Annotated in this window: 16 protein-coding genes, 2 rRNA genes and 1 riboswitch; of the genes, 4 read left to right on the plus strand and 14 right to left on the minus strand. The window is 68.1% G+C overall.

What is annotated here, in order from left to right:
• Nucleotides 1–183: 183 nt before the first annotated feature.
• The gene (locus tag ACWEBX_RS17650; RefSeq protein WP_451885751.1) at nucleotides 184–1,941 is read left to right on the plus strand and encodes a VWA domain-containing protein; all 1,758 of its coding nucleotides are present in this window, start codon (nucleotides 184–186) and stop codon (nucleotides 1,939–1,941) included.
• A gap of 19 nt (nucleotides 1,942–1,960) precedes the next feature.
• On the opposite strand, the gene ACWEBX_RS17655 is transcribed toward ACWEBX_RS17650, so the two are convergent.
• Nucleotides 1,961–3,478 (minus strand): glutamate--cysteine ligase, encoded by a 1,518-nt coding sequence (locus ACWEBX_RS17655; protein WP_451885752.1) that lies wholly within the window; start codon nucleotides 3,476–3,478, stop codon nucleotides 1,961–1,963.
• A 539-nt stretch (nucleotides 3,479–4,017) separates the two neighbouring features.
• On the opposite strand from ACWEBX_RS17655, the gene ACWEBX_RS17660 reads away from it, so the two are divergent.
• On the plus strand, nucleotides 4,018–4,602 hold the full coding sequence (locus tag ACWEBX_RS17660) for a hypothetical protein (RefSeq protein WP_389837486.1): 585 nt from the start codon (nucleotides 4,018–4,020) through the stop codon (nucleotides 4,600–4,602).
• 396 nt (nucleotides 4,603–4,998) lie between these two features.
• Nucleotides 4,999–5,205, plus strand: a complete 207-nt coding sequence (locus ACWEBX_RS17665) for a DUF5999 family protein (protein ID WP_355769682.1) — start codon at nucleotides 4,999–5,001, stop codon at nucleotides 5,203–5,205.
• Between the two features lie 136 nt (nucleotides 5,206–5,341).
• Here ACWEBX_RS17665 and gcvP read toward each other — a convergent pair whose 3' ends face one another.
• Nucleotides 5,342–8,227 (minus strand): aminomethyl-transferring glycine dehydrogenase, encoded by a 2,886-nt coding sequence (gcvP, locus tag ACWEBX_RS17670; protein WP_451885753.1) that lies wholly within the window; start codon nucleotides 8,225–8,227, stop codon nucleotides 5,342–5,344.
• A 178-nt stretch (nucleotides 8,228–8,405) separates the two neighbouring features.
• A riboswitch (glycine riboswitch) is annotated at nucleotides 8,406–8,502 on the minus strand.
• A 114-nt stretch (nucleotides 8,503–8,616) separates the two neighbouring features.
• Between gcvP and ACWEBX_RS17675 the strand changes: the two genes are divergently transcribed.
• On the plus strand, nucleotides 8,617–8,985 hold the full coding sequence (locus ACWEBX_RS17675; RefSeq protein WP_326789027.1) for a PRC-barrel domain-containing protein: 369 nt from the start codon (nucleotides 8,617–8,619) through the stop codon (nucleotides 8,983–8,985).
• Here ACWEBX_RS17675 and ACWEBX_RS17680 read toward each other — a convergent pair.
• The 12 genes from ACWEBX_RS17680 to ACWEBX_RS17735 all read right to left on the minus strand — a co-directional run.
• The gene (locus tag ACWEBX_RS17680; RefSeq protein WP_451885754.1) at nucleotides 8,910–10,415 is read right to left on the minus strand and encodes a DNA polymerase IV; all 1,506 of its coding nucleotides are present in this window, start codon (nucleotides 10,413–10,415) and stop codon (nucleotides 8,910–8,912) included. The genes ACWEBX_RS17675 and ACWEBX_RS17680 overlap by 76 nt on opposite strands.
• Before the next feature lie 69 nt (nucleotides 10,416–10,484).
• Nucleotides 10,485–11,159 carry a MerR family transcriptional regulator gene (locus tag ACWEBX_RS17685; RefSeq protein ID WP_451885755.1) on the minus strand — a complete coding sequence of 225 codons (675 nt, stop codon included), beginning with the start codon at nucleotides 11,157–11,159 and terminating at the stop codon, nucleotides 10,485–10,487.
• A 218-nt stretch (nucleotides 11,160–11,377) separates the two neighbouring features.
• Entirely contained in the window at nucleotides 11,378–11,851 is a 474-nt protein-coding gene (locus ACWEBX_RS17690; protein WP_006123076.1) for a bifunctional nuclease family protein, read from the minus strand.
• 86 nt (nucleotides 11,852–11,937) lie between these two features.
• Nucleotides 11,938–12,693 (minus strand): transcriptional regulator FtsR, encoded by a 756-nt coding sequence (gene ftsR / locus ACWEBX_RS17695; protein WP_451885756.1) that lies wholly within the window; start codon nucleotides 12,691–12,693, stop codon nucleotides 11,938–11,940.
• Nucleotides 12,694–12,734: 41 nt separating this feature from the next.
• On the minus strand, nucleotides 12,735–13,691 hold the full coding sequence (locus tag ACWEBX_RS17700) for an FHA domain-containing protein (protein WP_451885757.1): 957 nt from the start codon (nucleotides 13,689–13,691) through the stop codon (nucleotides 12,735–12,737).
• 61 nt (nucleotides 13,692–13,752) lie between these two features.
• Complete coding sequence (locus ACWEBX_RS17705; protein ID WP_451885758.1) at nucleotides 13,753–14,598, minus strand: DUF881 domain-containing protein; 846 nt, start codon at nucleotides 14,596–14,598, stop codon at nucleotides 13,753–13,755.
• Nucleotides 14,599–14,603: 5 nt separating this feature from the next.
• A complete protein-coding gene (locus tag ACWEBX_RS17710) occupies nucleotides 14,604–14,936 on the minus strand; it encodes a small basic family protein (protein WP_003988855.1) in 333 nt (110 codons plus the stop codon).
• Complete coding sequence (locus ACWEBX_RS17715) at nucleotides 14,933–15,838, minus strand: DUF881 domain-containing protein (RefSeq protein ID WP_451885759.1); 906 nt, start codon at nucleotides 15,836–15,838, stop codon at nucleotides 14,933–14,935. The genes ACWEBX_RS17710 and ACWEBX_RS17715 overlap by 4 nt, the downstream gene beginning before the upstream one ends.
• A 99-nt stretch (nucleotides 15,839–15,937) precedes the next feature.
• Nucleotides 15,938–18,433 carry a sugar phosphate nucleotidyltransferase gene (locus ACWEBX_RS17720; RefSeq protein WP_451885760.1) on the minus strand — a complete coding sequence of 832 codons (2,496 nt, stop codon included), beginning with the start codon at nucleotides 18,431–18,433 and terminating at the stop codon, nucleotides 15,938–15,940.
• A gap of 116 nt (nucleotides 18,434–18,549) precedes the next feature.
• Nucleotides 18,550–19,158, minus strand: a complete 609-nt coding sequence (locus ACWEBX_RS17725) for a CDP-alcohol phosphatidyltransferase family protein (protein WP_451885761.1) — start codon at nucleotides 19,156–19,158, stop codon at nucleotides 18,550–18,552.
• 188 nt (nucleotides 19,159–19,346) lie between these two features.
• Nucleotides 19,347–19,463: ribosomal RNA gene (rrf, locus tag ACWEBX_RS17730) — 5S ribosomal RNA — on the minus strand.
• Between the two features lie 86 nt (nucleotides 19,464–19,549).
• Nucleotides 19,550–21,951, minus strand: a 23S ribosomal RNA gene (locus ACWEBX_RS17735); the annotation flags it as partial.

Here is a 21,951-nt window from a genome sequence, read left to right on the forward strand (position 1 = left end):
CCGCCTCCAGTTGGGTATTCCCGCCGCATCCCCGTCCGCGCCCCGCTAGGGTCTCGAAAGAAGTTGCGAAGATCGTGCGCGACAGGCCGTCGGGGGGCGGGCACCGTACGGGGCCGTACGTCCCCCTCCCCCTGTTCCGCGGCTGTCTCACGGCTCAGACTCACCCGGGAGGACCTCACCGTCATGGGACGACACAGCTTGCCCGATGCTCGACGGGCGGGCTCCGCCGACCCCCGGATCCGCGCACGCCGCCGCAATACGGCCCTCGCGACGGCGCTCGTCCTCACCGTCGCCGGAGGCACGGCCGCCGCGATCCACGGGGGCCTGTTCTCCCTCGGGAGCTCCTGCGAGGACGACGTGGTGCACATCGAGGTGGCCGCCTCCCCGGACATCGCGCCCGCGCTCAGGGCCGTCGCCGAGGACGCCCGCGAGAAGAACGTCACCTCCGACGGCCGCTGTCTCGACGTCGGCGTGACCGCGCGCGACTCGTACAAGGTCGCCGCCTCGCTCGGAGCGGGCGAGAAGTCCGACGTGCAGGTGTGGGTGCCGGACTCCGACGCGTGGGTGGAGCGGGTCACCGGCACCACCTCCGCCACGCAGGTCACCAGCCTGGGCAACGTCGCCTCCTCACCCGTCGGCGTCGCCGTCGTCCCGTCGGCCGCCAAGGCACTGGGCTGGCCCGACAAGACGTACACCTGGACCGAGCTGGCCGGGGACACGACGCGGGCCGAGAAGCTCAAGCTGGGCGCGGTCGATCCCGCCCGCAGCTCGACGGGACTGCTCGCGCTGGCGAGGATCAGCGCGGCCACCGCGGGCCTCAAGGACGGCGACGTCCGGGCGGCGGCCCTGGCCAAGACGCTCTCGCGGCGCACGTCCGACAGCGACACCGCGCTCCTGGACACCCTGCCCCACGACGGGCGGAGCAGCGCCGACAGCAATCAGGCCCTGATCCTCTCCGAGCAGGCCGCGTTCGCGCACAACAGGGCTCAGGACGGCGCTCAGGACCTCGACCTCTTCTACCCCAAGGACGGCTCGCCGCTGCTCGACTACCCGTACACGCTGGTCGACGAGCCCGCGCTGAGCACGGACGAGGGTCGCGCGGCGCTGCGGTTCATGACCCTGCTCGGCGAGGCGGCACCCCGGCAGTTCCTGCGGCTGTTCGGGTTCCGCACCGACGCGGAGAGCCCCGCGGCCACCCTCGTCGCCGAGGCCGGCGGCAGGTCGCCGCAGCCGTACGCGCGCATCCTGGCCGACTCCGCGTCGAAGGGCACGCTCCAGGAGGCCCTCGGGATGTGGACGATCACCGTGGAGAGCGCCCGGATCACCACGGTCGTCGACGCCTCCTCCTCCATGGGCGTGACGCTGCCGGGCGACGGCCGGTCCCGTATGGACGTCACCAAGGAGTCCCTGCTCCAGGCCCTCGCCACCTTCGCCGCCGAGGACGAGATCGGGCTGTGGACGTTCTCCACCAAGCTCGACGGCGACAAGGACTACCGCGTCCTCGTACCGACCGAGCGACTCGGCGACAGCGGGAAGAAGGGCGGCCAGCGCGCGAAACTGGCCGCCGCCTTCAAGTCCCTGAAGCCGGTCCCGCACGGAGAGACCGGCCTGTACGACACCACGCTCGCCGCGTACAAGGCGGCCGTCGCCTCCTACACGAAGGGCCGGTTCAACGCGCTGGTCGTCCTCACGGACGGGGTCAACCGGGATCCCGGCAGCATCTCCCGGTCCGAACTCATCACCGAGCTGCAGAAACTGGCCGACCCGGAGCGCCCGGTGCCGCTCATCGCCATCGCGGTGGGCCCCGACAGCGACCGCCGGGAGGTCGACGAGATCGCCCGGGCGACCGGCGGCTCCGGCCAGCGGGTCAACGAGCCCTCGCAGATCCACGCGGCGATGCTCAAGGCGATCACGGCGGCGGGCGCGGGCAGCCCGAGCTGACCGCGGCCCACCCGGAGCCTCACCCCAGCGGAACCGGCTCCGGCAGCCCGACCGGCCATGTGTGCACGGGCTCACCGAGATGCATCAGCTCGCCGTAGCGCCGCGTCGTCGCGGCCAGCGCGGCCTCCCGGCCGAGCCCCTTCTCCAGGGCCCGGTGGAAGGTGGCCGCCTGCCAGGTCGCGCCGTTGACGCGCAGCCGGCACCGGTCCTCGATCACCCCTAGGTAGAGGTCACGGTCGGCGGGTTCGATGCCCCACGCGTCCAGGCCCGCGGCGGCCAGCGGCAGCAGCTCGTCGCGCACCAGGTTGGCCGCGTCCACCTGCGTGGTCCCGCCGTAGCGGCCGCGTCGCGGCCACTCCAGGCGCGCGTCGATGCCGTGCCGGCAGGCCGCGTCGAAGTTGGCGGCGGCCGCCTCGAAGGACAGCCGGGTCCACACCGGACGCTGCTCCTCGGCGAGCGCACGGACCAGGCCGTAGTAGAAGGCCGCGTTGGCGATGACGTCGGTGACGGTCGGTCCCGCGGGCAGCACCCGGTTCTCGACGCGCAGATGCGGGACGCCGTCGGCGATGCCGTACACGGGCCGGTTCCAGCGGTACACCGTGCCGTTGTGCAGCACCAGTTCGGCCAGCTTGGGCACGCCCCCGGCGTCGAGGACGCCGAGCGGATCCTCCTCGTCGCAGAAGGGCAGCAGAGGCGGGAAGAACCGCAGGTTCTCCTCGAAGAGGTCGTACGCCGAGGTGACCCACCGTTCGCCGAACCAGGTGCGCGGCCGGACCCCCTGCGCCTGCAGCTCCGGCGGCCGGGTGTCGGTGGACTGCTGGAAGAGCGGGGGCCTCGACTCCCGCCACAGCTCGCGCCCGAACAGGAAGGGCGAGTTGGCGCCGATCGCGACCTGCGCGGCCGCGACCGCCTGCGCCGCGTTCCACACGTCCGCGAACCGGCCCGGCGTGACCTGGAGGTGCAACTGCACGGAGGTACAGGCGGCTTCGGGCGCGATGGACGCCGACCTGCAGACCAGCCGCTCCACCCCGTCGATGTCGAGTGCGAAATCCTCTCCGCGCGCGGCCACGATCTGGTCGTTGAGCAGCGTGTAACGGTCGGCCTCCGACAGGTTGGAGGACACCAGATCGTCCTGCCCGAGCGTCGGCAGAATACCGATCATGACGATTCCGGCATCGACCTCACTGGCTTTTCGGTGGGCATAGGCGAGCGAGGTGCGGATCTCCTCGGCGAGCCGGTCGAATACCCGGCCGCCCAACCGGTGTGGGGCTATGTTGACTTCCAGGTTGAACATGGCGAGTTCTGTTTGGAAATCGCGGCTCGCAATCCTTTCGAGTACTTGCCCGTTCATCATTCTGGGCAAGCCGTCGGGCCCCGCGAGATTCAATTCGATCTCCAGGCCCATCAGATTCTTCGGACGGTCGAACCTCTTCTCCTCCAGCAGTCGCTCCAGCCCCGTCAGGCACTGTCGGAGCTTGTCGCGGTGGCGCTGCCGATCGGACAGGCCGAACGTCCCTGCCACGACCTTCTCCCCCATCGAAGTGTCCCTCCTCGGATGGGCAGGCCGACTTCCGGCCCTGGCGTCCCGGGTCACGGGGGATGATGCCCAGGCAACACGATCCATAACGTCCCGCGCGGGCTCTTCGACCGCTAGTCTGGACATCGGCCCCGGGCACATTCACCGGGCATGGAGCATTCAGCAAGTTTACCGGCCGGAACGATCTCGTGAAAAACACCGACGAGAATCGGCCGACCGCTCGGGCGAAGCATTCCGAGGTCACTGCGATTCGATCGCGCAGAACCGGGATGAATCCCGCATTTCGCCGACCGGATATCGACTTGCTCTTCGAATTCGGGGCGACTAGACGAAACACCGGCTGAACACGCGTCGTATAAACTCCGCTACCGAGGCAGAGAGTTGGCGCTCACGGTCCTAGGTCCTGTCGTCACGGTGACGACGGCAGGCGACACCCTGTCGGCAGATCCAGACCCCTCGCCCCTCTGACCCGAGAGCTGACAGCGCCGTCCGCCCCCGCCCTCGCGCCACTGTGCCTGTCGAATGAGAGGCGACCCACCATGCCGCTGCACGTACCCCCGGCTCCCGCGCCCGCCCTGCGCACCGTACTCACGGCACTCGGTTCCCCCACCGCTGTCCGCGAAGCCCGTACCCCGTCCCTGCGCCTGGCACAGGGACCCGTCACCCCCGAACTCCCGCTGCCCGTCCACGTCCTGGACCGCATCACTCCCGAGGGCGCCTCCGCCACCCGGCTCGCCGGGTGGCGTTTCCTGATCCGTTGCGGCGACCGCGCGGTGGCCGCCGCCGACACCATGCTGACCCCGGACGGCTGGGCCTTCTCCCGCTTCTTCGAGGGCCCGTACATCACCGCGACCGAGCGCGCCCTGCGACAGGCCGAGACCATGCAACAGCCCTACCAGGCACGGCTGCTGTCCGTGCCGGAGCTGTACATGCTGACGCTCTGGCTGCACGGCGACTGCGCCGCGGACGGTGCCACCGGCCATCCGGCCGCCACCGACCTCCTGGTCCCGCTCGCACCCGCCCCGCCCGGCATCGCCGCGCACCGGCCGCACCTCGTCGCCGAACTGCTGCCGGTCCTCACCCACCGGGTCACCCCGGCACCGCTGCTCAGCTCGCCCGCCTGAACCCCCGATCCACGCTCCCGTGCCCCGCAGCCGTGCCCCACACGGGTAAACCTGCCGCGGGGCACGGCGCTGTCACGAACCCGGAGAGCGGCTCGCTCGTTAGCGCTGAAGACCGCTCGTACGAGGAGAAACGCGCTCCACGCCCAACCGGACTAGCCCGATCCGGCTACCTCGAACCACCCGAAAGGACAGCGCAGTTGGGGTGAACCCTCCGCACGGGTGATGCGTCATCAACCTGTGAGAAGCGGTGCCCTCAAATCCCTGCGGATTGGCGCCCGTGGGGCAACACTGGGTTCCAGACCACACATCAAACGGGGGGCGGCGATGAGTACCTCGAGCCGCAAGACTGACACCACAGCCATCACTCACATCTCGACCCAGCGAAAGATCCCATCCATGTGCCAGCACCAGCCACTGTGTCCCGCAGCCGAATCAGCCGACCGGGAGTCCGCCCGCCTTGTGGCGCATCACCCGGAGCAGGGATGGAGCCTGCTGTGCAACGGCGTTCTGCTCTTCGAGGACACCGGTGAGCTCCTGCCGGACGGTCAGATCATCGCCCCGCACCGCCCGCTGGGCGGCGCGCAGGTGATGACGGCCGCCTGAGCCGCACGACCCCGGGCGGCCGTGACAGGCCGCCCAGACACACGAGGGGCCGGCCCGGAGACGCACTCTCCGAACCGGCCCCGACGCATGTCCGAGGACGATCACTCCTCGTAGCCGTCCACGTGCCGAGCGCTGATCAGTCCTCGTAGGCGTCCAGCGGCGGGCAGGAGCAGACGAGGTTCCGGTCGCCGTACGCCTGGTCGATGCGGCGCACCGGCGGCCAGTACTTGTCGGCGGCCGAGACACCGGCCGGGAAGACGGCCACCTCGCGGCTGTACGGGTGCTCCCAGTCGCCGCCGAGCGCGGCGGCCGTGTGCGGCGCCCCGCGCAGCGGGTTGTCGTCCACGGACCACTCGCCGCTGCCGACCTTCTCGATCTCCGCGCGGATCGCGATCATCGCGTCGCAGAACCGGTCGACCTCGCCCAGATCCTCGGACTCGGTCGGCTCGATCATCAGCGTGCCGGCCACCGGGAACGACATCGTCGGCGCGTGGAAGCCGTAGTCGATCAGACGCTTGGCGATGTCGTCGACACTGACGCCGGTCGCCTTGGTGAGCGGACGCAGGTCGATGATGCACTCGTGCGCGACCAGACCGCCGGGGCCGGTGTACAGCACCGGGTAGTGCGGCTCCAGGCGCTTGGCGATGTAGTTGGCGGAGAGCACGGCCACCTGCGTGGCGCGCTTGAGGCCCTCGCCGCCCATCAGCCGGACGTACGACCACGAGATGGGCAGGATGCCCGCGGAACCCCAGGGAGCGGCCGAGATCGGGCCGACGCCGGTCTCGGGACCCGCCTCGGGCTGGAGCGGGTGGTTCGGGAGGTACGGCGCCAGGTGTGCGCGCACACCGACCGGGCCGACGCCGGGGCCGCCGCCGCCGTGCGGGATGCAGAAGGTCTTGTGCAGGTTCAGGTGCGAGACGTCGCCGCCGAAGTGACCCGGCTTGGCGAGACCCACCAGGGCGTTCAGGTTGGCGCCGTCGACGTAGACCTGGCCGCCGGCCTCGTGCACCTGGGCACAGATGTCGGCGACGTGCTCCTCGAAGACACCGTGCGTCGAGGGGTACGTGATCATCAGCACCGACAGCTCGTCGCGGTACTGCTCGATCTTGGCGCGCAGGTCCTGGACGTCGATCTCGCCGTCGTCCGCGGTCTTCACGACGACGACCTTCATACCGGCCATCACGGCGCTGGCGGCGTTGGTGCCGTGCGCGGAGGACGGGATGAGGCAGATGGTGCGCTGGTCGTCGCCGTTGGCGCGGTGGTAGCCGCGGACGGCCAGCAGACCGGCCAGCTCGCCCTGCGAACCGGCGTTGGGCTGGAGCGACACCTTGTCGTAGCCGGTGACCTCGGCGAGCTGGTCCTCCAGCTCGTGGATCAGCGTCAGGTAGCCCTGTGCCTGCTCGGCGGGCACGAAGGGGTGGAGCTGCCCGAACTCGGGCCAGGTGACCGACTCCATCTCGGTGGTCGCGTTGAGCTTCATGGTGCAGGAGCCCAGCGGGATCATGCCGCGGTCGAGCGCGTAGTCGCGGTCGGAGAGCTTGCGCAGGTAGCGCAGCATCGCCGTCTCGGAGCGGTGGTCGTGGAACACGGGGTGCGTGAGGTACGCGTCGGTGCGCAGCAGCGCGGCCGGCAGGGTGTCCTCGGTGCTCGCGTCCAGCGCCTCGATGTCGCCCTCGACACCGAACGCGCTCCACACGGCGGCGAGCTGCTCGCGGGTGGTCGTCTCGTCGCACGAGATCGACACCTGGTCGGCGTCGACGGGGTGGAGGTTGACGCCGTTGACGCGGGCGGCGGCCACGATCGCGGCGGCACGGCCCGGGACCCGCACGGTGAGCGTGTCGAAGTAGGCGCCGTGGACGACCTCGACGCCGCCGGCGGTGAGCCCGGCGGCCAGCACCGTGGCGTAGCGGTGGGTACGCCGTGCGATGGTCCGCATGCCCTCGGGGCCGTGGTAGACGGCGTACATGCCGGCCATCACGGCGAGCAGCACCTGAGCGGTGCAGATGTTGCTGGTCGCCTTCTCCCGGCGGATGTGCTGCTCACGCGTCTGCAGGGCGAGGCGGTACGCCTTGTGCCCGTCGGCGTCCACGGACACGCCGACCAGGCGGCCGGGAAGGCTGCGCGCGAAGTTCTCGCGGACCGCCATGTAGCCGGCGTGCGGACCGCCGAAGCCCATCGGCACGCCGAAGCGCTGCGTCGTACCGACGGCGATGTCCGCGCCGAGCTCGCCGGGCGAGGTCAGCAGGGTCAGGGCGAGCAGGTCGGCGGCGACGGTGACAACCGCGCCCAGCTCGTGTGCCTGCTCGACGAGCGGCTTGATGTCGCGTACGGCACCGGAGGCGCCGGGGTACTGGATCAGCACGCCGTTGATCTCACGCCCGGCGAGGTCGGCCGGGATGCCGTCGGCGAGGTCGGCGACGACGATCTCGACGCCGGTCGGCTCCGCACGGGTCTCTATGACGGCGACGGTCTGCGGCAGGGCGTCCGCGTCGACCAGGAAGAGGCCCTTCTTGTTCTTGCCCATGCGGCGGGACAGCGCCATGGCCTCGGCGGCGGCGGTGCCCTCGTCGAGGAGGGAGGCGCCGGAGGTCGGCAGCCCGGACAGCTCGGCGACGACGGTCTGGAAGTTCAGCAGCGCCTCGAGACGGCCCTGCGAGATCTCCGGCTGGTACGGCGTGTACGCGGTGTACCAGGCCGGGTTCTCCATGACGTTGCGCAGGATCACCGGCGGCGTGAACGTACCGTAGTAACCGAGGCCGATCATGGAGCCGAGCACCTGGTTGCGGTCCGCGAGGGAGCGAAGCTCGGCCAGTACCTCGGCCTCGGTGCGCGCGGCCGGCAGGTTCAGGGCCTCGACGTTCTTGATCACGTCCGGCACCGCGGCGGCCGTCAGCTCGTCGAGCGAGCCGTATCCGACCTGCGCGAGCATCTTGGCCCGTGCTTCGGAGTCGGGTCCGATGTGGCGCTGCTCGAAGGGAATGCCCTGTTCGAGCTCGGAGAGCGGAATGCGAGGGGCGGTCATGGCGGAGGCCTCCTGGTCTGACGCGACCTTCGAGGGGCACCCCGGCACGGGTACCCCGACGGCCTCCCCCTCTGTCATCTCAACCTGAGAGTTTCACCGGATGGTCCCGCGGACAACCCGGCTTTCACCGTCGGTGAGAGCGGAGGCCATCGACACCCGCCCTGCTTTCCAGAGTGACCTCGTCCGTGCGGTACGTGAGCCTGAGAGATTCCGGGGAGGAGTTGCTCCTTCGGCGCCTCCGGTGAAAATCCGGAGGACTCTCCCGCACGGGATCAGCAGCCGCTTGCCAGCCTACCAGCGAGGACAAGCCGACAGCCCTCGAGTGGCCGCCTTCACAAATGTGCTCTTTTGTAGTACTTACGGATGAGTTTGCGACCACTGGAGGGACCGTGCAGACCGACATCGATCCGCGCAACCTGATCGGCCGCAAGGCGTTCGACAGCAACGGCACCAAGATCGGCACGATCGACGAGGTGTACCTCGACGACGCGACCGGCGTCCCGGAGTGGGCGGCCATACGCACCGGGCTGTTCAGCAGGGATGCCTTCGTGCCCCTGGAGCCCAGCGAGATCATCGAGGGGACCCTGCGTATCCCCTTCGACCGGGCCCTGATCAAGGACGCCCCCGACTTCGGCGTCGGGCGCCATCTCTCCCCCGAACAGGAGCTCCAGCTCTACCACCACTACGGCCTCGACGTGGCGTCCCCGCCCCCACCGGACCGGGACTTCGGCCGACTCGCGGGCTCCGAGGACACCTGAGCCCCCGGGCCGGGACCACGCGTCCCGGCCGCTGACACCGACGGCCCGGGGCCCGCCGGCGTCCCGCCGGCGTCCTCGGGTCCTCGCTCCACCAGCGGCAGCGGGTCGGCCGGTTCGAGCCGCGGATCGTCCGTCCGGAAGGTCCGCACCCGGCCGGGCTCGGAGTACGGCGTCTCGAACCGCACCGTGACCCGCCCCAGCCCGCTCCCCTGCACCCAGCCATGCCCGTACTCGGCATGACACACGTCGTGCCCGGAGGGCCACCTCCGCTCGGCCGCCGCCACCTCGGCCGCGCCGGTCACCTCGGCCGGCTCGTCCCCGGCATGCTTCTCGGCCACCGGCTCCCCCACGGCCGCGGCCTGTGCCTGCGCGAACAGGTCCTCCTGCGTGTAGTCGGCGAGCCCGGACACACCGACCCCCAGCAGCCGGACGCCGCCGGTCGTGTCCACGCCCTCCAGCAGCCGGGCGGCGGCCTCCCGGACGACGCCGGGGTCGTCCGTGGGCCCCCGCAGCGTCTCGGACCGCGTCAGCGTCGAGAAGTCGTACCGGCGGACCTTCAGCACGATGGTCCGCCCCGACAGTCCGGCCCCGCGCAGCCGCCGCACGCACCGGTCCGCGAGTCGCTGCACCTCGAGCTCCACCCGGACCCGGTCGTGGATGTCCACGTCGTACGTGTCCTCGACCGACACCGACTTGGTCTCCCGCTCGGCCACCACGGGCCGCTCGTCGTGGGCCAGCGCCATCGCGAACAGCGCGTGCCCGTGAGCCTTCCCCAGGAGTCGTACGAGCTCGTCCTCGCCCGCCTCGGCGAGCTCCTCGACGCTGGTGATGCCGGCCCTGCGCAGATGGTCGCCGGTGGCCGGCCCCACACCCGGCAGCGTCCGCACCGACATCGGCCCCAGCAGCGCCCGCTCGGTGCCCGGCTCGATGAGGACGAGACCGTCGGGCTTGGCCTGCTCCGAGGCGATCTTCGCCACCATCTTGGAGGCCGCCAGACCCACCGATCCCGTGAGCCCCGTGACGGCCCGGATGTCCGCACGCAGCTTGACGCCGGTCAGCCGCGCCGACGCCTCGTCCCACGCCGCCCCGCCCGCCTCCAGGTCCACGAACGCCTCGTCCAGGCTCAGCGGCTCCACCAGCGGCGACAGGGCCCGCAGTAGCGCCATCACCTGCTCGCTGACCTCTCGGTACAACCCGAAGCGCGGCACGAGATAGGCGGCGTTCGGTGCGCGCCTGCGGGCCTGGGCCATGGGCATCGCGGAGTTCACCCCGAAAACGCGTGCCTCGTAGGACGCGGTGGCGACGACTCCACGGGGTCCGAGCCCGCCCACGACGACCGCCTTCCCGCGCAGGCTCGGCTTGGACGCCTGCTCCGCGGAGGCGAAGAAGGCGTCCATGTCGAGATGCAGGATCGTGGGCGCGGTTCTCACATCTCCGATGCTGCCCTACGCCACTGACAATGCCCCGGGCCACCGGGGCATCGCGTCATCGGATGCGGCTCACACCGCACGGTTGCGCCGGCGCGCCAGTTCGTCCGCGGGATGGTGCGCGAGGAGCGTCTCACCGGTGTCCACGCGCTCTCCGTGCAACTGGGACAGGGCGCCCTCGACGTCCCGCCACACCACGCCCACGGCGATGCCGAAGACGCCCTGGCCGCCCTGCAGCAGTGCGTGGACCTCGTCCGGGGAGGTGCACTCGTAGACCGTCGCGCCGTCGCTCATGAGCGTCATGCGCTCCAGGTCCTGGAAGCCGCGCTCCCTGAGGTGCTGGACCGTGGTGCGGATGTTCTGCAGCGACACCCCGGTGTCGAGGAACCGCTTGACGATCTTCAGGACCACCACGTCCCGGAAGCTGTAGAGGCGCTGCGTCCCCGACCCGTAGGCGGGACGCACGCTGGGCTCGACCAGTCCGGTCCGCGCCCAGTAGTCGAGCTGCCGGTAGGTGATGCCCGCGGCGGCACACGCCGTGGGCCCGCGGTAACCGACCTCCTCGGGAACCGTCCCTCCCTCGTCGGGCACTGCTGCCGACCGCACCGGAACATGTTCGGCCGCGCTGCCGTGATGGGGGCGCCCCCTGCTCGAGCCGAGCCGAGAGCTTGGGGGAGGGTACGGGCCGCTCTCTCCCGGACCGTGTCCGGGAGCACCCCCAGCCGTACCGTCGCCGCTGCTTCTCACGCCGACCTCCGTCCTTGACCTGCCTTCTCGACGGTAGGCAGTCACCCGGGGCGCGTCAACGATCGCCACACTCGGCACGCCGGGTGATTATCACCCTAAGAGTGGTTTCCCGTGCCCTACCGCGGGGAAAGGCTAGCCGAATGCTCTCGGCGCGGGCCGCGGCACACCACACTCGCCGCAGGCAAATGCCGCCCGAAGCGCGTCTCCGCCCGGCCGGCTCACTGACTGTTGGTGCCGAAGTCCTCGGGCGAGATCTGGTCGAGGAACTCGCGGAACTTCTCCACCTCGTCCTCCTGCTCGTCCGGGATCGCGATTCCCGCGTCGTCGAGCACCCCGTCGCTGCCGTAGATGGGCGTTCCGGTGCGCAACGCCAGCGCTATGGCGTCGGACGGTCTGGCACTCACCTCGACCCCGCTGGCGAAGACGAGCTCGGCGTAGAAGACGCCCTCACGCAGGTCGGTGATGCGTACTTCGGTGAGTTCCTGGCCGACGGCCTCCAGCACGTCCTTGAACAGGTCGTGGGTCAGCGGTCGGGCGGGGGCCATGCCCTGCTGAGCGAAGGCGATCGCCGTCGCCTCCCCCGGTCCGATCCAGATGGGGAGGTAGCGGTCGCCTCCCACTTCACGCAGAAGCACGATCGGTTGGTTGGAGGGCATTTCGACCCGGACACCTACGACATCGAGCTCGTTCACACAGCAACCCTAGGCCGTGCCCGGGACGTTTGGGTAGTCGGGCACAGAACGGGTGGACGATCCACAGTCCGCGCCGGTGGCGCGTATCAGCGCAGACGCACGCCCAGCGCGGTCTGCACGAGCGCAGCGTGCAGCTTCACCGTGAGGCCCGCCAGTTCCTTCGTACGGGCCTCCGCGTGCGCCCGGGTCTGCGGATTGCGGTGGCGCCGCAGAGGGGCGACCACCTGGTCCACCAGTCCCGCGTCACGCTCCGCCGCGGCCTTCATCGCCCTCAGATGGCGCGGCTCGATCCCGAAGCGTCCCAGCTCGACGACGAGCGCGGCGACGGTCACCGCCTCCGCGTCGTAGACACCGTCGGGCAGCGGACCGATCAGTCCGTACGACTCCCACTCCTGGAGCTGCTGCTCACCGATCTCGGCGGCGGCCAGCAGCTCCTCACGGCCCACCCGGGCCACCGTGGGGCCCTCGGGCTCGCCGTAGAGCTCCCCGAGGGGTTCCTGCTCCCCCGCGTCACGCTGGCGGCCGACAGAGGGCAGACGCACCTGGTCACCGCGCGCCATCGCGTCCAGATGCTCGCGGATCACCTTCAGCGGGAGGTAGTGGTCACGCTGCATCCTCAGCACATGGCCGAGGCGCTCGACATCGTCCGGGCTGAACTTGCGATACCCCGACGGGGTCCGCCGTGGCTCGACGAGCCCCTCCGACTCCAGGAACCTGATCTTGGAGATGGTGACTTCGGGGAACTCGTCGCGCAGCAGACTCAGCACCGCGCCGATGCTCATCAGCCCACTGTCCGCGGCGGCGGTACCGCTGCCGGCACCGCCGCTCGGTGTTTGAAGCATGGACATTCCCTCGGTGGCCCCCGGACGGAGTCGGGGGAGGGTCAGATGCCCCGCTGGCTCGCGTAGAAGACCAGCCGGTACTTGCCGATCTGCACCTCGTCACCGTTCGACAGAGGGACCTGGTCGATCCGCTCCCGGTTGACGTACGTGCCGTTCAGGCTGCCGACGTCGGCGACCGTGAACGAACCGTCCGCGACGCGACGGAACTCCACGTGGCGGCGCGACACCGTCACGTCGTCGAGGAAGATGTCGCTCTGCGGATGACGCCCCGCCGTGGTCAGCTCACCGTCCAGCAGGAAGCGGCTGCCCGAGTTGGGGCCACGGCGCACCACCAGGAGCGCCGAACCGACCGGCAGCGCGTCCACGGCCGCCTGCGCCTCCGGGGAGAGCATCGGCGAGGGCGTCTGGCCCGTCACCTCGGCGTCGTAGGCCTCGATGCCGGAGATGGAGATCGTGGACGTCGTCTCCGACGGACGCTCCGGTCCGCCCCGCAGCGGCGCACCGCAGTTGGAACAGAACCGGCTGTTCTCCGCGTTGCGGTTCCCGCACCTCGTACACACCTGGGCCGACATGGACGGATCCTCCTGCCGCGGCTGCCCACCAGGGGCATGGGACGCATACGGGTCGGAGGCGTACCCTCCGCCCGCGCTCGAGGCTGACGGTTCTCCGAAACCTATGCGGCCGGGCTGGCCAGGGTCAACAGACGACGCGCCCTGACCAGCGGGACCGCCGACCTGGTCCCGGAACAGCGGGCGGTCGCCGCTCTGGGACTCCGCGTCCCCTTGGCGCGGTGCGCGATGGCGGGCAGCCGCGCTGTCGCCGCTGTCCTCTCGCGAGCTCTTGCCGAACAACTTCGCAAACAACTTCACGGGCGATTCCCCTTGACCGAAACAGACCCGCCCGTGGGGCAGGACGAACCCTGATTGAACACACCGGTCGACCCGGACATCCTCACAACGTCCGTATCCACCAGACAGTTTCCACCACGCACCACCCATTCGGTGCGCCGACCCCCCGCAACCTCCCGCCCTCGCCCGACGGCCGGCATCCGACCGCCGTTCACCGGGAGGACGACCGAGCGTAGTCAGGCCGCTCCGCCGGTCGCAAGGCATCTACGACGATCTTCGTCGAGCGGTCCACCGTGACGGTGGCCTGCTCCTTCTCCAGTGTCTGCACCACGCCTCCCGGGATGTTCAGGGCCGGCTCAAGGTCCTGCGGCTTGCCGATGACCTTGAAACGATAGGGCTGGGTGATCTTGTTCCCGTCGACCTTCACTCCGCTCCCGGAGTCGGACAGATAGGTACCGGCGACCACGCGCACGCCGTTCACCTGGATCGCCTCCGCACCGGCGGCGCGGAGTTCCTGGATGGCGTCGAGCAGCATGTCCGCCTTGACCGTCCCCTTCGGGTCGTCGATGGTCAACGTGATGCCGGGCCCCTGCGCGGCCACGGTGCCCGCCAGAATGCCGAGTTGCTTCTCCTTCTCGACCGTCTGCTTGCGGGCCTCCTCGGCCTGGTCCGAGCTGTTCTCCAGCTCGGTGCGCTGATCCTCGAGACCCTGCTTCTCGTCCTCAAGACGCTGAGTCCGGCTGTCGAGTTCATCGAGAATGCGCACGAGATCTTCCTGGCGCGCGCCGCGCAGCGCGCTGTCGCCGTCGCTGTTGGACGCCACCTGGACGGCCAGGCCGAATCCCAGACCGAACAGCAGCACCGCGACGATGAGTTGGGCGCGCGACACCCGCGGCGGCCACAGCCCCTTGACCAGCCTCTGACGGCCGGACAGCGGCTGCACGCCACTCTCCTCGGCCACCTGCGGCCCGGGCTCCTCCGCGGCCGCCGGGACCTCTTCCGGCAGCTCCCTGCGCAGCGGGTTCTCGGGGGTCTCGGCTTCGTTCTCGTCGCTCATCGGCCTCACGCCCGGAACACGTGCCGGCGGATGGCCGCGGCATTGGAGAAGATCCGGATGCCGAGGACGACCACGACACCCGTGGAGAGCTGGGCACCCACACCCAACTTGTCACCCAGGAAAACGATCAGCGCGGCGACGACCACGTTCGACAGGAACGAGACCACGAAGACCTTGTCGTCGAAGATGCCGTCCAGCATCGCGCGCAGACCGCCGAACACGGCGTCGAGCGCCGCCACGACGGCGATCGGAAGGTACGGCTCGACGACCGCCGGAACCTCGGGCCGGACCAACAGTCCAGCCACGACTCCCACGACGAGGCCCAGTACGGCGATCACGGTGTGCCCTTCTCTGTTCTCGGCTCTGCTGTACGTACGATCACACTCGGTGCGGCGGACAACCGGACGTCCGCCTCGACGGAGATGCCGGTCCTGATGCCGTAGTTCTCCTGCAGGGCATGCAGATACAGCCCGTCGGCGCTGTTCTGGAACCTGGTGCTGAGCCTTTGGCCGTCCCCCACCGCGAGCACCGTGTACGGCGGCACCAGCGGCTTGTTGTCGACCAGTATCGCGTCACCCGCGGCCCTGATGGCCGACAGTGCGGTCAGCCGCTGTCCATTGACGGAGACGGCCTCGGCGCCCGACTCCCACAGACCGTTGACCACGCGCTGCATGTCACGGTCCCGCACCCGTCCGGTGTCGGAGAAGCCCGAGGTCTCCCGCGGATTGGTGCCGTCACCGCCCGTGCTGGCTTCCTTGGCGTCGTTGACGACGAGTTTCACGCCCGGTCCGTGCACATCGGTGGCACCGGACAGGACGCTCACCAGGTCGGCCTGATCGTCGCCGTCCTTCTTCAGCGCCGCGCGCTGGCGGGCGCCGACATCGGCGCGCAGGGTGTCGACGCCGTTCTCCAGCCTGTCCGCGGCCGTCGTCTCGCGCTCGATGCGGTCGATGAGCTCCTGGCGCTCCTTGGCCACGACAGGGGCCGCGAGCCGGGCGTTCGCCGCTCCCAAGGTGACCACGAGCGCGGCGAGCACCAGACCCGCGGCGAGACCCGCCTTGGCCTTGAGTGTCTTCGGCAGGCCGCCTGTGCCCTCGGCCCGCTTGCGGGCAGCCGCTTCGGCGTACCCCTCGTCGAGGCTGTGGTCCATGACGTTGGTGAGCAGCGACATGGAGGCGTCCGGGCGCGAGGGGCGCGGAGCGCTGCTCCGAACGGGGGGCTGCTGCGGCATGCCGCACATCGTCGCACGTCGTGGGTGCTACCTCCGAATGGCCCCACCAACGTGCCGGACAGGCCCCCTGGGGGCACTTGTCCGACACGTACGGGTGAAGAGAACGTTTCAGCGGCCGGCGCTGTCCACGACGGCCGCCCACTCGTCGAGCAGAGCCTCCGCGGAGGCGTCGTCCGGTCCTTCCGCCCACAGATGGGTGACGGCCTCGGCGGGGTCCGGCAGCACCATCACCCAGCGCCCGTCCGTCTCCACGACACGGACGCCGTCCGTCGTGTCCACGAAGCGGTCTCCCGCCTCCTCAACGACCCGGCGCATGACCAGACCCTTCACGGCCCACGGCGTCGCGAGATCCCGCTTGAGGACGTGCGCCCGCGGAATCCGGGCGTCGATCTGGCTGAGCGTGAGCTGTGTCCGCGCGACCAGACCGATGAGCCGTACGAAGGCCGCCGCGCCGTCGAAGACGCCGCTGAACTCGGGAATGATGAAGCCGCCGCGCGCGTCGCCGCCGAAGATCGTCGACTCCTCGCGGCCGACCCGGGTCAGGTCGTCCGGTGACGTGGTCGTCCACTCCACCTGCGTGCCGTGGTACGCCGCCACCTGCTCGGCGATCCGCGTGGTCGTGACCGGCAGCGCCACCCGCCCGCTGCGCCGCTCCGCGGCCACCAGGTCGAGCATCACGAGCAGGGCCCGGTCGTCCTCGACGATCCGCCCCTTCTCGTCGACGAGGGACAGCCGCTCGCCCACCGGGTCGAAGCGCACTCCGAACGCGGCCCGCGCGGACGCGACGATCTCGCCCAGCCGCACCAGGCCGGCCCGCCGTGTCTCGGCCGTCTCGGTCGGCCTGGACTCGTCGAGGCCCGGATTGATGGTCAGGGAGTCCACACCGAGCTTGCCCAGCAGGCTGGGCAGCACCAGTCCGGCACTTCCGTTGGAGGCGTCGACGACCACCTTCATCCCGGAATCCGCGATCCCGGTGGTGTCGACGTTGCGCAGCAGCGATCCCGTGTACGAGTCGAAGACGCTCGCGGGGAAGTGCAGATCCCCGATCTCGCCGGGGAAGGCACGCCGGTACTCCTGTCGCGCGAACACCCGGTCCAGCTTCCGCTGGCCGCCCTGCGAGAGGTCGGCACCCTGTCCGTCGAAGAACATGATGTCGACGGAGTCGGGCACTCCGGGTGTCGTGCGGATCATGATTCCGCCGGCACTGCCCCGGGCCGTCTGCTGCCGCGCCACGGGCAGCGGTACGTTCTCCAGGTCGCGTACGTCCATGGCGCTGGCCTGCAACGCCGAGATCACCGCCCGCTTCAGCGCGCGAGCGCCTCGGGAGTGGTCGCGGGCCGTGGTGACGGTCGAGCCCTTCTTGAGGGTCGTCGCATAGGCACCCGCCAGACGCACGGCCAGCTCCGGGGTGATCTCGACATTCAGGATCCCGGAGACGCCACGAGCGCCGAAGAGGTGGGCCTGGCCGCGCGACTCCCAGATCACCGAGGTGTTGACGAAGGCGCCGGCCTCGATGGTCTTGAACGGATAGACGCGGACGTTGCCCTGAATGATCGATTCTTCACCGACGAGGCACTCATCGCCGATCACGGCGCCGTCCTCGATGCGGGCGGCCCGCATGATGTCGGTGTTCTTTCCGACCACACAGCCGCGCAGATTGCTGTGCTGCCCGATGTACACGTTGTCGTGCACGACGGCCCGGTGCAGGAAGGCACCGCTCTTGACGACGACGTTGGAGCCGACGACCGTGTGTTCGCGGATCTCGGCACTCGCCTCGACCTTGGCGTAGTCGCCGATGTAGAGCGGCCCGCGCAGCACGGCGTCGGGGTGCACCTCCGCACCCTCGGCCACCCACACGCCGGGGGAGATCTCGAACCCGTCGAGTTCGACGTCGACCTTGCCCTCCAGGACGTCCGCCTGGGCCTTCACATAGCTCTCGTGTGTACCGACGTCCTCCCAGTAGCCCTCGGCGATGTAGCCGTAGACGGGCTTGCCTTCCTTCATGAGCTGGGGGAAGACGTCGCCGGACCAGTCGACGGAGGTATCCGCCTCGACGTAGTCGAAGACCTCGGGCTCCATGACGTAGATGCCCGTGTTCACGGTGTCCGAGAAGACCTGGCCCCAGGTCGGCTTCTCCAGGAAGCGTTCGACCTTGCCTTCCTCGTCCACGATGGTGATGCCGAATTCCAGCGGATTGGGGACGCGCGTCAGACAGACGGTGACGAGCGCGCCCTTCTCCTTGTGGAAGTTGATGAGTTCGGTGAGGTCGAAGTCGGTGAGGGCATCACCGGAGATGACGAGGAAAGCGTCGTCCTTCAACGCCTCCTCGGCATTCTTGACGCTCCCTGCGGTACCGAGTGGCTTCTCCTCGTTGGCATAGGTCAGCTCCATGCCGAGCTCTTCACCGTCACCGAAGTAGTTCTTGACCATGGAGGCCAGGAACTGGACAGTGACGACTGTTTCGTTGAGCCCATGCCTTTTCAGCAGCCTGAGCACATGCTCCATGATCGGGCGGTTCACCACCGGCAGGAGCGGCTTGGGCATGCTCGAGGTCATCGGGCGAAGGCGTGTGCCTTCGCCTCCGGCCATCACGACGGCCTTCATGTCGGAAGCGTCCTCCTTGAAGAGACGACGGTACAGCCGACTTCACCCGTCCTGATTGTCCCGCAGATTTCGGGCGGGGGCCATCGGGGCACCACTTCCGCCCAATCGGGCCGAGCTCAATCGGTCACGGTGTCTGCCCGGATCAACCGGCGGACCTGCACCACGTAGAGGACTCCTGCCCACCAGTAGAGGGTTGTACCCCATCCGGCGAACGCCCATCCGAAAATAGCGCCGAGTGTCGCGATCCAGCCGCTCGCGTCACTGAGCAGCAGCAACGGGAAGGCGTACATCAGGTTGAAGGTGGCCGCCTTCCCGAGGAAGTTCACCTGCGGGGGCGGATAGCCGTGGCGCCGGAGGATCCACACCATCACCAGCAGAACCAGCTCGCGGGCGAGAAGAGCAGCCGTGAGCCAGATCGGAAGAATCTCGCGCCAGGTGAGTCCGACGAGCGTCGACAGAATGTAGAGCCGGTCGGCCGCGGGATCCAGCAGCCGGCCGAGGTTGCTGATCTGGTTCCAGCGCCGGGCGAGCTTGCCGTCCAGATAGTCGCTGATACCGCTCAGCATGAGGACGAGCAGCGCCCAACCGTCGCTGTTGGGGCCACCGAACTCCGGCCTGAGGATCAACCACAGGAAGACGGGCACGCCGGCGAGACGCGCCATGCTGAGGATGTTCGGGATGGTGAGGACCCGGTCCGTCTGAACGCGGGTCTCCTGGACCTCCACCCGGGGGCCTCCTGTGGGAAACGAGCCAACGATGCCCCCTGACCTTACCCGCAGCCCTGGCGCCTCAGCGCAGAGGGGGAGGCAGAAGCGAGGACGTCTTCCGGGAACTCCGCTTCCGGGAACTCCGCCGGAAAACAAAAAAGCTCCGGCTCTCGGGATAAATCCCGAGAGCCGGAGCTCTAAAATTTGTTCGGCGGCGTCCTACTCTCCCACAGGGTCCCCCCTGCAGTACCATCGGCGCTGTGAGGCTTAGCTTCCGGGTTCGGAATGTAACCGGGCGTTTCCCTCACGCTATGACCACCGAAACACTATGAAACTGTCAACCGGAGCCGTGGCATAGCTACGACGGTTGTTCGTGGTTTCAGAACCAACACAGTGGACGCGAGCAACTGAGGACAAGCCCTCGGCCTATTAGTACCAGTCACCTCCACCCGTTACCGGGCTTCCAGATCTGGCCTATCAACCCAGTCGTCTACTGGGAGCCTTAACCCCTCAAGGGGGTGGGAATACTCATCTCGAAGCAGGCTTCCCGCTTAGATGCTTTCAGCGGTTATCCCTCCCGAACGTAGCCAACCAGCCATGCCCTTGGCAGGACAACTGGCACACCAGAGGTTCGTCCGTCCCGGTCCTCTCGTACTAGGGACAGCCCTTCTCAATATTCCTACGCGCACAGCGGATAGGGACCGAACTGTCTCACGACGTTCTAAACCCAGCTCGCGTACCGCTTTAATGGGCGAACAGCCCAACCCTTGGGACCGACTCCAGCCCCAGGATGCGACGAGCCGACATCGAGGTGCCAAACCATCCCGTCGATATGGACTCTTGGGGAAGATCAGCCTGTTATCCCCGGGGTACCTTTTATCCGTTGAGCGACGGCGCTTCCACAAGCCACCGCCGGATCACTAGTCCCGACTTTCGTCCCTGCTCGACCCGTCGGTCTCACAGTCAAGCTCCCTTGTGCACTTACACTCAACACCTGATTGCCAACCAGGCTGAGGGAACCTTTGGGCGCCTCCGTTACTCTTTAGGAGGCAACCGCCCCAGTTAAACTACCCATCAGACACTGTCCCTGATCCGGATCACGGACCCAGGTTAGACATCCAGCACGACCAGACTGGTATTTCAACGACGACTCCACCCGAACTGGCGTCCGAGTTTCAAAGTCTCCCAGCTATCCTACACAAGCCGAACCGAACACCAATATCAAACTGTAGTAAAGGTCCCGGGGTCTTTCCGTCCTGCTGCGCGAAACGAGCATCTTTACTCGTAGTGCAATTTCACCGGGCCTATGGTTGAGACAGTCGAGAAGTCGTTACGCCATTCGTGCAGGTCGGAACTTACCCGACAAGGAATTTCGCTACCTTAGGATGGTTATAGTTACCACCGCCGTTTACTGGCGCTTAAGTTCTCAGCTTCGCCACAACGAATTGTGACTAACCGGTCCCCTTAACGTTCCAGCACCGGGCAGGCGTCAGTCCGTATACATCGCCTTACGGCTTCGCACGGACCTGTGTTTTTAGTAAACAGTCGCTTCTCGCTGGTCTCTGCGGCCACCCCCAGCTCATGGAGTAAATCCAATCACCGGTGATGGCCCCCCTTCTCCCGAAGTTACGGGGGCATTTTGCCGAGTTCCTTAACCATAGTTCACCCGAACGCCTCGGTATTCTCTACCTGACCACCTGAGTCGGTTTAGGGTACGGGCCGCCATGAAACTCGCTAGAGGCTTTTCTCGACAGCATAGGATCATCCACTTCACCACAATCGGCTCGGCATCGGGTCTCAGCCTTGATGTGTGACGGATTTGCCTATCACACGGCCTACACCCTTACCCCGGGACAACCACCGCCCGGGATGGACTACCTTCCTGCGTCACCCCATCACTCACCTACTACAGGTCTGGTCCGTCGGCTCCACCACTCCCCTTTGCCCGAAGGCTCCGGGGCGGCTTCACGGACTTAGCATCGCCTGGTTCGATGTTTGACGCTTCACAGCGGGTACCGGAATATCAACCGGTTATCCATCGACTACGCCTGTCGGCCTCGCCTTAGGTCCCGACTTACCCTGGGCAGATCAGCTTGACCCAGGAACCCTTAGTCAATCGGCGCACACGTTTCTCACGTGTGTATCGCTACTCATGCCTGCATTCTCACTCGTGAACCGTCCACCACTGCCTTCCGGCGCGGCTTCACCCGGCACACGACGCTCCCCTACCCATCACAGCGGGCGTTGGCCCTATTGCTGCAATGACACGACTTCGGCGGTACGCTTGAGCCCCGCTACATTGTCGGCGCGGAATCACTAGACCAGTGAGCTATTACGCACTCTTTCAAGGGTGGCTGCTTCTAAGCCAACCTCCTGGTTGTCTCTGCGACTCCACATCCTTTCCCACTTAGCGTACGCTTAGGGGCCTTAGTCGATGCTCTGGGCTGTTTCCCTCTCGACCATGGAGCTTATCCCCCACAGTCTCACTGCCGCGCTCTCACTTACCGGCATTCGGAGTTTGGCTAAGGTCAGTAACCCGGTAGGGCCCATCGCCTATCCAGTGCTCTACCTCCGGCAAGAAACACACGACGCTGCACCTAAATGCATTTCGGGGAGAACCAGCTATCACGGAGTTTGATTGGCCTTTCACCCCTAACCACAGGTCATCCCCCAGGTTTTCAACCCTGGTGGGTTCGGTCCTCCACGACCTCTTACAGCCGCTTCAACCTGCCCATGGCTAGATCACTCCGCTTCGGGTCTTGAGCGCGCTACTGAATCGCCCTATTCGGACTCGCTTTCGCTACGGCTTCC

Source organism: Streptomyces sp. NPDC005070 (assembly GCF_053600395.1).